This window comes from Enterobacter sp. 118C5 (assembly GCF_034107645.1).
Taxonomy (GTDB): domain Bacteria; phylum Pseudomonadota; class Gammaproteobacteria; order Enterobacterales; family Enterobacteriaceae; genus Enterobacter; species Enterobacter nematophilus.
The window spans coordinates 59,739-74,364 of record NZ_JAWNEU010000019.1; the positions used below are offsets into that span (position 1 = coordinate 59,739).

Sequence of the window (14,626 nt, forward strand, 5' to 3'; positions counted from 1 at the left end):
AGCACGGTCTCTTAGTCTAACCGGTTCTGGCCGGGCGCACTCAAACAAAAGAGCCTATTCTTACCCATCGGGGAACCAGGAAGTGATAAGCACTCTATCATTCGGACCTTGCCCTCTCACAATTTGCCTTTTCTCATGGCATCCCGCCCCTTCCCCCATTACAATCATCATTTGTTTTTTTGCGAGCAGCATAGCAGTTTTCAGAGGGTAGAAATGACGGTGAAGAACGACAAGGCATGGATTGGAGACCTGTTAGGCGGGCCGCTGATGAGCAGGGAAAGTCGAATCATCGCTGAACTTATGCTTACCGCACCCGATGAACAGACCTGGCAAGAGCAGATCGTCGGTCATAACATTCTGCAAGCCTCCTCGGCCAATACAGCGAAACGCTATGCCACAACGATAAGACTACGCCTGAACACGCTTGATAAAGCAGCGTGGTCACTTATTGCTGAAGGGAGCGAGCGCGAGCGTCAGCAATTACTGTTTGTCGCCATGGTTCTCCATTCACCCATTGTCAAAGACTTCATGGCAGAAGTGGTGAACGACCTGCGCAGACAGTTTAAAGAAAAGCTTCCTATGGATAGCTGGGATGAGTTCGTCGCCAGCCATCTTCGTCAGCAGCCAATACTCACCAGTTACTCAGATTCATCCATTAAAAAAATGGGGAATAACCTGGTTAAAGCGCTGGCTGAAGCGAGTTATCTGGATACACCTCGTCGGCGTAATTTACAGTCGGTCTTTCTTTTACCAGAAACATTGGCAACCTTGCAGCGTCTTGGGCAGCAGGAATTGGGTCCTATTTTGGAGGGGCAACGGTGATCGATCCCGTGCTTGAATACCGCCTGTCACAGGTTCAAAGCCGCATTAGAGAAGAACGCTTTCTCAAAAACAACGGCTCCGGTAATGAGATTGGTTTTTGGATATTTGATTATCCTGCTGAGAATGAGCTACAGGTGCGTGAACACCTTAAATATCTGTTCCGGAATCTGGAAAAAGACCACAAGTTCGCACACATAAATATCTTTCAGATTATTATCGACATGCTTTCTGAACGTGGGTTATTTGAGCGCGTCTGTCAGCAGGAAGTGAAAGTAGGTACCGAGGCTCTGAAAAAACAACTCGTCGGTTTATTGAACCAAAAGAAGATCGCAGATTACATAGCCAAAAAATTCGATCTGCATAACCAGGAATTTGTCATCCTGACAGGCATGGGTAATGCCTGGCCGCTCGTTCGTGGGCATGAGCTGATGAGCGCCTTGCAGGATGTGATGGGGTTTACTCCCCTGTTGATGTTTTATCCGGGAACCTATACCGGACACGACCTCTCTCCGTTGGCGGGCATTGATTCCCGAAATTATTATCGCGCCTTTAGACTGGTGCCTGAAAGTGGGCCAGCGGCGACATTGAATCCTCGTTAAAGAGCACAGCAATGAATATTGAACAGATCTTTGAGAAACGTCTGGACCGAAATATTAATGGCGTTGTGAAAGCCGAACAGACGGACGATGCCAGTGCCTGGATTGAGCTTGATGAATACGTCATCACCCGGGAACTGGAAGGACATCTTCGCCATTTCTTCGAATCTTATGTTCCGGCAACCGGTCCGGAGCGCATACGTATGGAAAACAAAATTGGCGTATGGGTTTCAGGGTTCTTTGGCTCAGGTAAATCACACTTTATCAAGATTCTGTCGTATCTATTGTCTAACCGCAAAGTCAGCCATAACGGTACAGAACGTAATGCATACTCCTTCTTTGAAGACAAAATCAAAGATGCTCTGTTCCTCGCTGATATCAACAAAGCGGTCCATCATCCGACGGAAGTGATTCTGTTCAATATTGATTCTCGTGCTAACGTCGATGACAAAGAAGACGCCATCCTTAAAGTCTTCCTGAAGGTGTTTAACGAACGGGTTGGCTACTGCGCTGATTTTCCGCACATCGCTCATCTGGAGCGTGAGCTGGCTAAACGCGGACAATACGACGCGTTTAAAACTGCCTTCTCCACTATCACTGGCTCAAGCTGGGAAAAAGAGCGCGATTCCTACTATTTCATCAGCGATGAAATGGCAGAAGCCCTAAGCCAGGCCACCGGCCAAAGCATTGACGCCTCGCGTCAGTGGGTAGAACAGCTGGATAAAAACTTCCCATTAGATATCAATAATTTTTGCCAATGGGTCAAAGAATGGCTTGATGAGAACGGCAAAAATATCCTCTTTATGGTGGATGAAGTCGGTCAGTTTATTGGTAAAGATGGCAAAATGATGCTTAAGCTGCAGACGATTACCGAGAATCTTGGTGTCGTCTGCGGTGCACGCGCGTGGGTAATTGTAACCTCGCAAGCCGATATTGATGCCGCCATTGGCGGAATGAGCAGCCGTGACGGACAAGATTTCTCTAAAATCCAGGGCCGCTTCTCTACCCGCCTGCAGCTTTCAAGCTCCAATACATCCGAAGTTATCCAAAAACGTTTGCTGGTTAAAACCGATGCAGCAAAACCGGCACTGGCTAAAGTCTGGCAGGAAAAAGGCGACATTCTCCGTAACCAGCTTGCATTTGACCCTACGACAGCCGCTTCCTTACGCTCTTACTCCAGCGAAGAGGAGTTTGTTGATAATTACCCGTTTGTCCCATGGCACTACCAGATCCTGCAAAAGGTCTTTGAATCTATCCGTACTAAAGGTGCCGCCGGTAAACAGCTAGCGATGGGTGAGCGTTCTCAGCTGGAAGCCTTCCAGACAGCAGCACAGCAAATCGCTCCGCAAGGACTGGATTCTCTGGTTCCCTTCTGGCGCTTCTATGCGGCAATTGAAAGCTTCCTGGAGCCGGCCGTCAGCCGCACCATTACCCAGGCCTGCCAGAATGGCATCCTTGATGAATTCGATGGTAACTTGCTGAAAACGCTGTTCCTGATCCGCTATGTCGATTTGCTGAAAAGCACGCCTGAAAACCTGGTTACCCTTTCAATCGACAAAATTGATGCTGATAAAGTCGAGCTGAGCCGTCGTGTTGAAAAAAGCTTGAATACGCTCGAACGTTTAATGCTGATCGCACGCGTTGAAGATAAATACGTATTCCTGACCAATGAAGAAAAAGAGATCGAGAACGAGATCCGTAACGTTGAAGTCGACTTCTCCGCGATCAACAAGAAACTGGCCTCGATCATCTTTGATGACATTCTGAAAAACAGAAAGTATCGCTATCCAGCGAATAAGCAGGACTTCGACATCAGCCGCTTCCTGAACGGGCATCCGTTGGACGGCGCAATGCTTAACGATCTGGTGGTAAAGATCCTCACGCCAAAAGATCCGACCTATGATTTCTATGACAACGACGCGGCGTGCCGCCCATACACCTCTGAGGGAGACGGCTGCATTTTAATTCGTTTACCTGCCGATGCCCGGACCTGGACCGATATTGATTTGGTCGTCCAAACGGAAAAATTCCTCAGGGACAACGCAGGTCAGCGACCGGAACAAGCCAGTCTGCTTTCAGAAAAAGCCCGTGAGAACAGCGTTCGCGAGAAACTACTCCGTGTAAAATTGGATTCGCTTATTGCCGAAGCGGACATCTGGGCGATCGGCGAGCGCTTACCGAAGAAATCGTCGACGCCATCCAGCATTGTGGATGAAGCCTGCCGCTATGTGATTGAAAATACGTTTGCCAAACTAAAAATGCTGCGTCAGTTCAATGGCGATATCGCACGTGAAATCCATGCGCTACTAACGGTGGAGAATGATGCGGAGCTGGATCTGGGCGAACTGGAGGAATCCAACCCCGACGCAATGCGCGAGGTGGAAACCTGGGTCAGCATGAACATCGAATACAATAAGCCCGTCTATTTACGCGATATTCTGAACCACTTTGCCCGTCGTCCTTATGGATGGCCAGAAGAAGAAGTGAAGCTGCTGGTTGCTCGCCTGGCACGCAAAGGCAAATTCAGCTTCAGCCAGCAGAATAACAATATTGAGCGTAAGCAGGTGTGGGAGCTGTTTAATAACAGCCGTCGTCACAGTGAGTTACGTCTGCACAAAATTCGTCGTCACGACGAATCACAAATTCGCAAAGCCGCACAAACTATGGCGGAAATTGCCCAACAGCCGTTTAGCGAACGTGAAGAACCGGCCCTGGTTGAACATATCCGCCAGGTCTTCAATGACTGGAAGCAGGAGCTGAATGTCTTCAGAGCGAAGGCTGAAGGTGGCAACAATCCAGGAAAAGAAGAGATTGAGTCAGGCCTGCGCCTGCTGAATTCCATTCTCAGCGAAAAAGAAGATTTTGCCCTGATTGAGAAAGTCACCAGCAAGGCCAATGAGCTGCTGGATTTCAGTGAAGATCGTGAAGATTTGGTCGATTTCTACCGCAAGCAGTTCTCCACATGGCAAAAACTAGGTGCTGCGCTGAATGGTAGTTTTAAATCCAACCGCAGCGCGCTGGAAAAAGATGCCTCGGCGGTAAAAGCGCTGGGTGAACTGGAAAGCATTTGGCAGATGCCGAAGCCTTACAAGCATCTCAATCGCATCACGCCGCTGATTGAACAGGTGCAGAGCGTCAACCAGCAGTTAGTGGAACAGCACCGCCAGCACGCTCTGGAACGCATTGACGCCCGCATTGAGGAAAGCCGTCAACGCTTGCAGGAAGCGCACTCCACGTCGGAGCTGCAAAACAGCGTTCTGCTGCCGATGCAAAAAGCCAGAAAACGTGCCGAGGTCAGCCAGTCAATTCCGGAAATTCTGGCGGAACAGCAAGAGACAATGGCGCTGCAAACGGATGCAGAGAAGAAAATTAACCAGTGGATTGACGAGCTGCGTAAAAAGCAGGAAGCCCAGCTACGAGCAGCGAATGAAGCTAAACGCGCTGCCGAGTCAGAACAGACTTATGTTGTAGTAGAGAAACCCGTTATCCAACCGGTACCGAAAAAAACGCATCTGCTGAATGTCGCCAGCGAGATGCGCAAAGCCACCGGTGGTGAAGTGCTGGAAACCGCCGAACAGGTGGAAAAAGCGCTGGATACACTCCGTACTGCGCTGCTGGCAGCCATTGAGGCAGGTGACCGGATTCGTCTTCAGTAACCCCCATTTCAGGGCAGCGCTCTGCTGCCCTTTGCAGGATTTTCTATGAATACCAATAACATCAAAAAATATGCTCCACAGGCTCGTAACCAGTTCCGCGATGCAGTGATCCAGAAGCTGACCACGTTGGGGATTTCCGTCGATAAAAAAGGCACTCTGCAAATTGCAGATGCCGAGATCGTTGGCGAAACCGTGCGCTACGGCCAGTTCGACTACTCTAAATCTACCCTTACCCGCCGCGATCGTCTGGTCAAACGCGCCCGTGAGCAGGGCTTTGACGTCCTGGTTGAGCACTGTGCCTACACCTGGTTCAACCGCTTATGCGCCATTCGCTATATGGAGATCCAGGGTTACCTTGACCACGGCTTCCGTATGCTCTCGCACCCGGATAACCCGCTCAGCTTTGAAGTGCTGGATCATGTGCCGGAAGTGGCGGAAGCGCTGCTGCCGGAGAAAAAAGCGCAGTTGGTCGAGATGAAGCTTTCCGGCAACCAGGACGAAGCCATCTACCGTGAATTGCTGCTGGCACAGTGCCATGCCCTGCACCGCGCGATGCCGTTCCTGTTTGAAGCCGTCGATGATGAAGCCGAACTGCTGCTGCCGGATAACCTGACCCGTACCGACTCCATTCTGCGCGGTCTGGTGGACGGTATTCCGCCTGAAGACTGGGAAGACGTTGAGGTTATCGGCTGGCTATATCAGTTCTATATCTCTGAGAAAAAAGAGGCCGTTATCGGCAAGGTGGTAAAGAGCGAAGATATTCCTGCCGCCACCCAGCTATTTACCCCAAACTGGATTGTGCAGTATCTGGTGCAGAACTCCGTCGGCCGCCAGTGGTTGCAGACCTACCCGGACTCGCCGCTGAAAGGCAAAATGGACTATTACATTGAGCCAGCCGAACAGACGCCGGAAGTGCAGGCGCAGCTGGCAGCCATTACGCCTGCCAGCATTGAACCGGAAAGCATTAAGGTGCTCGACCCGGCCTGCGGCTCAGGGCATATTCTGATTGAAGCCTATAACGTGCTGAAAAATATCTACGAAGAGCGCGGCTATCGCGCCCGTGATATTCCACAGCTGATTCTGGACAATAATATTTTTGGTCTCGACATTGACGACCGCGCGGCCCAGCTTTCCGGTTTTGCATTATTAATGATGGCTCGAAAGGATGACCGCCGGATATTTACCCGCGACGTGCGCTTGAATATTGTCTCCCTGCAGGAAAGCCTGCATCTGGATATTGCTAAGCTGTGGCAGCAGCTGAACTTCCACCAGCAGAGCCAGACCGGCAGCATGGGAGATATGTTTGCCGAAAATACCGCAGTGCCCCATACCGATAGCGTGGAATATCAGCTGCTGATGCGCACGCTGAAGCGCTTTGTAAACGCCAAAACGCTGGGCTCGCTGATTCAGGTACCGCAGGAAGAAGAAGCGGAGCTGAAGGCGTTTATTGATGAGCTTTATCGCCTTGAACAGGAAGGGGATTTCCAGCAGAAAGCCGCGGCGAAAGCGTTTATTCCGTATATTCAGCAGGCGTGGATACTGGCGCAGCGGTATGATGCGGTGGTAGCGAATCCGCCGTATATGGGTAATGGTGGGATGAATAGTGATTTAAAAGTATTAGCTAAAACTCATTTCCCGTACAGTAAATCAGACCTCTTTGCGATGTTTATGCAGCATGCCTTTTATTTGCTTAAAAATAATGGATATAATGCTCAAGTAAATATGCAGTCATGGATGTTTTTATCGAGTTATGAAGATTTTCGCACCTGGCTATTGGATTGCAAAACTTTCATTACCATGGCCCATCTTGGTGCAAGAGCATTTTCACAAATATCGGGTGAAGTAGTACAAACTACCTCATGGGTAATTAAAAATAGCTCTACTAAAAACTATAAACCGGTTTTCATTCGTTTAGTTGATGGTAATGAAGAACAGAAAACTAAAGAGCTACTCTCATATAAAAAGCATTTTTACAGCATTAGTCAAAATGATTTAAAAAAAATCCCCGGATATCCGATATCCTATTGGCTAGGCCAGAATATAAACATTTTCGATAATGACAAAATAGCTAATTCATGGTTCTCTGGTGGTAGAATTAAAACTCACAATGGTGATAAATATATAAGATATATATGGGAAACTAGTCGTCTTTCGAGTAAATGGAAAAAACTAATCAAAGGTGGAGATTACAAAAAACATTTTGGCAATGAAATCTTTCTGGTAGATTGGTCCGTAAATGCTATAAAATTTTATGAAAAAAATGGTGGCATTTATCCATCAAAATTTAGAGATAAAGCTGGTATTTGTTGGTCTAAAATCACATCGGGCCAAGCTAGCTTTAGAGTCAAAAGTGAAGATGTAGAATACGATTCTGCATCACCTGTAATATTTAACGATAAATTTAACAGTGATCTTTATACGCTTGCTCTCTTGAATACAAAAGTTTTTAATGTTCTACTTAAAGCATTGAACCCTACTATTAATACCCAAGTTAATGATGTCATGTCATTACCATTCATCAAAATGGAAGCAGCTGTTCAAGAAAAAATCGAAACTAATGAACAGCTGCTGATAAATATAGCGATGCACGATTGGAATTCGCAAGAAATTTCTTTTGATTTTATGGTTAATTATTTAGTCAGCGAATCGAGAGCATCATCTGAAGTAGCATCAAGCTATGCTATAGCAAGAAAAAAGTGGCAAGATGCTTTTAATAAAACGAAAGAGTTGGAAGAAGAAAATAACCATTTAGTCATTACAAGTAGCAACTTTAATGGGATAAATGAAGAATTAATTGATTCAGAAATAACTTTAGTCAGCAACCCATACTACAAGTACGGTGATTCAACGACTAATAATGAAACTCGTTTGTTATCGGATTCAATAGCAGATGTATTAAGTTATTCCATCGGCTGCATGATGGGTCGCTACTCCCTCGATCGCGAAGGCCTCGTCTACGCCCATGAAGGCAACAAAGGCTTTGCCGAACTTGCCGCTGAAGGTGCGTACAAAACCTTCCCGGCAGACAATGACGGCATCCTGCCGCTGATGGATGACGAGTGGTTTGACGATGACATCACCTCTCGCGTCAAAGAGTTTGTCCGCACCGTCTGGGGCGAAGAACACTTGCAGGAAAATCTCGAATTTATCGCCGAAAGTCTTTGTTTATACGCGATCAAGCCGAAAAAAGGCGAATCTGCACTGGATACCATCCGCCGCTATCTTTCCACCCAGTTCTGGAAAGATCATATGAAAATGTATAAAAAGCGCCCGATCTACTGGCTGTTCAGCTCCGGTAAAGAGAAAGCGTTCGAGTGCCTGGTCTATCTGCATCGCTACAACGACGCGACGCTGGCGAGAATGCGTACCGAATATGTGGTACCGCTGCTGGCGCGCTACCAGGCCAATATCGATCGCCTGAACGAACAGGTCGATGGTGCCTCCGGTGGCGAAGCCACCCGTCTGAAACGTGAGCGTGATAGCCTTAGCAAGAAATTCAACGAACTACGCAGCTTCGACGATCGCTTACGCCACTATGCTGATATGAGAATCAGTATTGATCTCGACGATGGCGTTAAGGTTAACTACGGTAAGTTTGGCGATTTGCTGGCAGATGTAAAAGCCATTACTGGCAATGCGCCTGAGGTGATTTAAGTCAGATAGCATTCCTTCCCACACCACCGGGTTTTAGCCCGGTGGTGATCTCGATACAGGAACCAGCCTTATTCAGGCATCCCTCACCTCCAGTTCATGATAAAATGCGGCTTTGTGTCAGAACGCTGAGCACGGTTTCCAGACGTTCAGACAACTTCGAATTTACCGAATCAACATGGGATTGTGACCTTGCAAAATCAGGAATTTATTGCCGGCCTTAAAGCAAAATTCGCCGAACATCGCATCGTTTTCTGGCACGATCCCGATAAGCGTTTCCTCGAAGAGCTGGGTAATCTCGAACTGGGGAACATCACGCTACTCGACATGACCGACCAGTCGCAGCTGGCGGTAAAAAAGCGCATTGAAATTGATGAGCCTGAACAGCAGTTTTTGCTGTGGTTCCCCCACGATGTACCTCCCAAAGAGTTCGACTGGCTGCTGGATATTCGTCTTTATAGTACGGAGTTCCATGCCGATTTCGCCGCCATCACGCTGAATACGTTAGGCATTCCGCAGCTTGGCCTACGCGAACACATACAACGCCGTAAGGCATTTTTCAGTACTAAACGTCTTTCTGCCCTAAAGGGACTGGTCACTGAGCAGGAAAACGAAGCTTCTCTTGATAAGAAGATGGTTGCGGTCATCGCTGGCGTAAAAACCGCAAAAACGGAAGAGATTCTGTTCAGCCTGATAACCCAATACGTTAATCAGCAGAAAGATGACGACAGCGACCTGGAAAACACGCTGGCGATGCTGAAACGCCACGATCTTGAAGGTGTGCTGTGGGACATTCTGAATCAGGAAATGGGCTATCAGGCCGAGTATCCTTCGCTGGAAAACCTGATCCTAAAGCTATTCTGTACCGATCTTTCCGCGCAGGCAGACCCGCAGAAACGCGAATGGCTTGAAAAAAACGTGCTGACCACACCGTCAGGCAGAGCCTCCGCGCTGGCGTTCATGGTCACCTGGCGCGCCGACCGTCGCTACAAAGAAGCCTATGATTATTGCGCACAGCAGATGCAGGATTCGCTGCGACCAGAAGACCAGTACCGTCTCAGCTCGCCGTATGATCTGCACGAGTGCGAAACCACACTGAGCATTGAACAGACCATTATTCATGCGCTGGTGACTCAGCTTCTGGAAGAGAGCACCACGCTTGACCGTGAAGCCTTTAAGAAGCTTCTGTCTGAAAGGCAGAGCAAATACTGGTGCCAGACGCGTCAGGAATACTATGCCATCTATAACGCGCTTCGTCAGGCTGAGCGGCTGCTGAATCTGCGTAATCGTCATATTGATGGTTTCCACTATCAGGACAGCGCAACGTTCTGGAAAGCGTACTGCGAAGAGCTGTTCCGCTTTGACCAGGCCTACCGCTTATTTAACGAATACGCACTGTTGGTTCACAGCAAAGGTGCAATGATCCTGAAAAGCCTAGATGACTATATCGAAGCGCTGTATTCCAACTGGTACCTGGCAGAATTAAGCCGGAGCTGGAATAAGGTTCTGGAAGCCGAAAACCGTATGCAGGAGTGGCGTATTGCGGGCGTTCCACGGCAGCAGAACTTCTACAATGAGGTGGTTAAGCCGCAATTTAACAATCCACAAATCAAGCGCGTATTCGTGATTATCTCCGACGCGCTGCGTTATGAAGTGGCAGAAGAGCTGGGCAACCAAATCAATACCGAGAAGCGCTTTAATGCCGAACTGCGTTCCCAGTTGGGCGTGTTACCCAGCTATACCCAGCTGGGAATGGCGGCATTACTGCCACATGACGAGATATGCTACCAACCGGGTAATGGTGACATCGTTTATGCGGACGGGTTGTCTACCTCAGGTACGCCTAACCGCGATACCATTCTTAAGAAATATAAAGGGATGGCAGTAAAATCGGACGACCTTCTGAAATGGAAAAATCAGCAAGGACGAGATCTTATTCGCGATTACGAAGTCGTTTATATCTGGCATAACACCATTGATGCCATGGGTGACAGCGCATCTACGGAGGAGAAGACCTTCGAAGCATGCCGTAACGCGGTGGTTGAACTGAAGGATTTAGTGACACGGGTGATAAACCGTCTCCACGGTACACGCATTATCGTCACGGCGGACCACGGTTTCCTGTTCCAGCAGCAGCCCCTTTCCGGGCAAGATAAAACCACGCTGCAGATCAAGCCAGACAATACGATTAAAAACCACAAACGCTTTATTATCGGCCACCAGCTTCCTGCCGATGATTTTTGTTGGAAAGGAAAAGTGGCGGATACCGCAGGCGTCAGCGATAACAGCGAGTTTCTGATTCCGAAAGGGATCCAGCGTTTCCATTTCTCTGGCGGCGCACGGTTTGTGCACGGTGGAGCCATGCTACAGGAAGTCTGCGTTCCCGTCTTGCAGGTGAAAGCGCTGCAAAAAACCGCAGCGGAGAAGCAACCACAGCGTCGTCCGGTAGACATCGTCAAGCATCATCCGCTGATCAAACTCGTCAATAACATTGATAAAGTCAGCCTGCTCCAAACCGATCCGGTAGGCGAACTGTTCGAACCGCGAACCCTGAATATCTTTATTGTCGATAACGCCAATAACGTGGTTTCTGGTAAAGAGCGCATCTGTTTTGATAGTGACAACGATGCCATGGAAAAACGCATACGCGACGTGACACTGAAGCTGATTGGGGCGAATTTCAATCGCCGTAATGAATACTGGCTGATACTGGAAGATGCGCAAACGGAAACGGGTTACCAGAAGTACCCTGTGATTATCGATCTGGCATTTCAGGATGATTTCTTTTAAGTGAGGCGATATGCAAACCCATCATGACTTACCCGTTCCAGCCGTATCCGAAGGGGAACTCGTCGCAGAAGGTTACGATCTGGACGCCTTACTGAATCAGCATTTTCGTGGTCGGGTAGTGCGTAAAGATCTGACCAAGCAGCTCAAGGAAGGGGCTAACGTCCCGGTCTATGTGCTGGAGTATCTGCTCGGTATGTACTGCGCTTCCGACGATGACCAGATCGTCGAGCAAGGGTTGCAGAACGTTAAGCGCATTCTGGCTGATAACTACGTCCGCCCTGATGAAGCAGAGAAGGTGAAATCACTCATTCGTGAGCGAGGATCCTACAAGATCATCGATAAAGTGTCGGTAAAGCTCAATCAGAAGAAAGACGTTTACGAAGCCCAGCTCTCCAACCTAGGCATTAAAGATGCACTGGTTCCGCCGCAGATGGTCAAGGACAACGAGAAGCTGTTGACCGGTGGCATCTGGTGCATGATCACCGTGAACTACTTCTTTGAGGAAGGACAGAAAACGTCCCCTTTCTCTCTGATGACGCTCAAACCTATCCAGATGCCCAATATGGACATGGAAGAGGTATTTACCGCACGTACGCACTTCAACCGCGACCAGTGGATTGACGTCCTGCTACGTTCCGTGGGTATGGAACCTGCTAACATTGAGCAGCGAACCAAGTGGCACCTGATCACCCGTATGATCCCTTTCGTGGAAAATAACTATAACGTCTGCGAACTGGGCCCACGCGGTACCGGTAAAAGCCACGTCTATAAAGAGTGTTCGCCAAACTCACTGCTAGTTTCCGGCGGACAAACCACGGTAGCAAACCTGTTTTACAACATGGCCAGCCGCCAGATTGGCCTGGTCGGTATGTGGGATGTGGTCGCGTTTGATGAAGTGGCAGGGATCACTTTCAAAGACAAAGACGGCGTGCAAATCATGAAAGATTACATGGCGTCTGGCTCGTTTTCCCGCGGCAGAGATTCGATTGAAGGCAAAGCATCAATGGTGTTCGTCGGCAACATCAATCAGAGCGTTGAGACGTTAGTCAAAACCAGCCATTTGTTAGCACCCTTCCCTTCCGCGATGATCGATACGGCGTTTTTCGACCGCTTCCACGCCTATATACCCGGCTGGGAAATCCCGAAAATGCGCCCGGAATTCTTTACCAATCGCTACGGCCTTATCACGGATTATCTCGCCGAATACATGCGGGAAATGCGCAAACGCAGCTTCTCCGATGCGATTGATAAATTCTATAAGCTGGGTAATAACCTCAACCAGCGAGATGTTATCGCGGTAAGGCGCACGGTTTCTGGTCTATTGAAACTTCTTCATCCCAATGGCTCTTACAGCAAAGAGGACGTCCGTGTTTGCCTGACTTACGCCATGGAAGCCCGTCGTCGAGTCAAGGAACAGCTTAAAAAGCTGGGCGGTCTGGAGTTCTTCGATGTGAATTTCAGCTACATCGATAACGAGACGCTGGAAGAATTCTTCGTCAGCGTACCAGAACAGGGCGGCAGCGAATTAATTCCTGCTGGCATGCCAAAGCCAGGCGTAGTGCATTTAGTGACGCAAGCGGAAAGTGGCATGACGGGTCTGTACCGCTTCGAAACTCAGATGACCGCAGGCAACGGTAAGCATAGCGTTTCCGGTCTGGGATCAAGCACCTCGGCAAAGGAAGCTATCCGGGTTGGATTTGACTATTTCAAAGGCAACCTCAGCCGCGTTAGCGCAACAGCAAAATTTTCTGAACATGAGTACCACCTGCACGTAGTCGAATTGCATAATACTGGACCAAGTACCGCGACCAGTCTGGCGGCACTTATTGCCCTTTGTTCCGTTTTACTGGCGAAACCCGTTCAGGAACAAATGGTCGTCTTAGGTAGCATGACGCTCGGTGGAGTAATCAACCCTGTTCAGGATCTGGCGGCTAGCTTACAACTTGCTTTCGATAGCGGCGCGAAAAAAGTCCTTCTGCCGATGTCTTCTGCGGTAGATATTCCGACTGTGCCAGCCGAGTTGTTTACCAAATTCCAGGTCAGTTTTTACTCTGAACCTGTAGATGCGGTTTATAAGGCGCTGGGTGTCAATTAGAATTAAAACCAATTTTTTAAAAATTGAAGAGGCTACAAATGGGAAAACGCTCTGAAATTAAATTCATAAGACCTTGCCTCTCCATATATGAAAATAATAAGGTATTGACCCCAGCTTATACTTTGCAGTGTTTGACGCAGAAAAAAGTGGTTCAGATAAACTTAGATAATTGCTCTTTACAAAGAATGGAGGAATTATCATCGACATCAACTCTGGAGGATGTAAAACGAGTTGGCCTATTGCCGTTAGTAAATTTATTACAATCAGGAAATGTATGTTTAACTGCAATTGGTGTTAATGAAATGCCTGATATATGGGTTGAGAAATCAATGGCGGCCTATCAGAACTTTTGCCACCGATTCTGGCCTGGTCATATTGACGATCCCGAGGCGACTTTCAGGGAATACACCCCAGACTCTGAAAAAAAGAAAATTAATTTTCAGGAACTTTCCGTTGAAGCAAGGACAGTATATGGCCTTCATTATATATCTATGCTTCAAATTCAAAATATAAAATTAAACTATTCTCATCTCACGCCTGAAAAAAGATTCGAAGTATATCTTTATAGCATGATAAGCTTCATTGACATGATTAGTGCGTATGATTTAGAAATAGCAAAATATGCTTTTTGGGATCTTGACTCAAACACCATTAATCAGCTGCCAGAGAGTATACATACGCGTCGAAAATATATAAAAGAGAATTTTTATAAGAACGGAAGTAATCTTGATAAATGTCGATGGTATGCATTTGATGCAGCGATGGATTTACACTGGCTTACGGGAGCTAATTTTTCAGAAGATTTAGGATCTTTCATCACTGTAAATGGTGTAAAGTTTGAGACCGAACATTGGGTCGGGACAAACGATAAAAAATTACATTATATCTCACAGAATATTCATCATGTTTATTATGAAGGTTCAACAATGAAGGCGTTGAGTGTCTGTAGAGAAGATGAGTTGATCGCATTTCAATACTGGAAAATTGTCGATAACATTTCAGCGTCCGTGCTATTA

The 14,626-nt window shown here is 47.8% G+C and carries 7 protein-coding genes; all 7 read left to right on the forward strand.

All coding sequences use genetic code 11. From position 1 onward, the window contains the following. The first annotated feature begins 219 nt into the window (after nucleotides 1–219). Nucleotides 220–822, forward strand: coding sequence for a DUF1819 family protein (locus UTO39_RS20965; RefSeq protein ID WP_320728006.1), 603 nt, complete (start codon nucleotides 220–222; stop codon nucleotides 820–822). Then, a complete protein-coding gene (locus UTO39_RS20970) occupies nucleotides 819–1,421 on the forward strand; it encodes a DUF1788 domain-containing protein (RefSeq protein WP_320727997.1) in 603 nt (200 codons plus the stop codon). Before UTO39_RS20965 ends, UTO39_RS20970 begins: the two co-directional genes overlap by 4 nt. An 11-nt stretch (nucleotides 1,422–1,432) precedes the next feature. Further along, nucleotides 1,433–5,074, forward strand: a complete 3,642-nt coding sequence (gene brxC / locus UTO39_RS20975; protein WP_320727998.1) for a BREX system P-loop protein BrxC — start codon at nucleotides 1,433–1,435, stop codon at nucleotides 5,072–5,074. A gap of 45 nt (nucleotides 5,075–5,119) precedes the next feature. Further along, a complete protein-coding gene (pglX, locus tag UTO39_RS20980) occupies nucleotides 5,120–8,728 on the forward strand; it encodes a BREX-1 system adenine-specific DNA-methyltransferase PglX (RefSeq protein WP_320727999.1) in 3,609 nt (1,202 codons plus the stop codon). Between the two features lie 189 nt (nucleotides 8,729–8,917). After that, nucleotides 8,918–11,515 carry a BREX-1 system phosphatase PglZ type A gene (gene pglZ / locus UTO39_RS20985; protein ID WP_320728000.1) on the forward strand — a complete coding sequence of 866 codons (2,598 nt, stop codon included), beginning with the start codon at nucleotides 8,918–8,920 and terminating at the stop codon, nucleotides 11,513–11,515. A gap of 10 nt (nucleotides 11,516–11,525) precedes the next feature. Further along, nucleotides 11,526–13,610 carry a protease Lon-related BREX system protein BrxL gene (gene brxL, locus UTO39_RS20990; RefSeq protein ID WP_320728001.1) on the forward strand — a complete coding sequence of 695 codons (2,085 nt, stop codon included), beginning with the start codon at nucleotides 11,526–11,528 and terminating at the stop codon, nucleotides 13,608–13,610. A 38-nt stretch (nucleotides 13,611–13,648) separates the two neighbouring features. After that, on the forward strand, nucleotides 13,649–14,626 hold a 978-nt coding region (locus UTO39_RS20995; RefSeq protein WP_320728002.1), incomplete at its 3' end, for a hypothetical protein.

What these genes read in the sequence shown, in the direction of transcription:
- brxC (WP_320727998.1), top strand. Translation starts at nt 1,433, where the DNA reads ATGAATATTGAACAGATCTTTGAGAAACGTCTGGACCGAAATATTAAT.
- pglX (WP_320727999.1), top strand. Translation starts at nt 5,120, where the DNA reads ATGAATACCAATAACATCAAAAAATATGCTCCACAGGCTCGTAACCAG.
- brxL (WP_320728001.1), top strand. Translation starts at nt 11,526, where the DNA reads ATGCAAACCCATCATGACTTACCCGTTCCAGCCGTATCCGAAGGGGAA.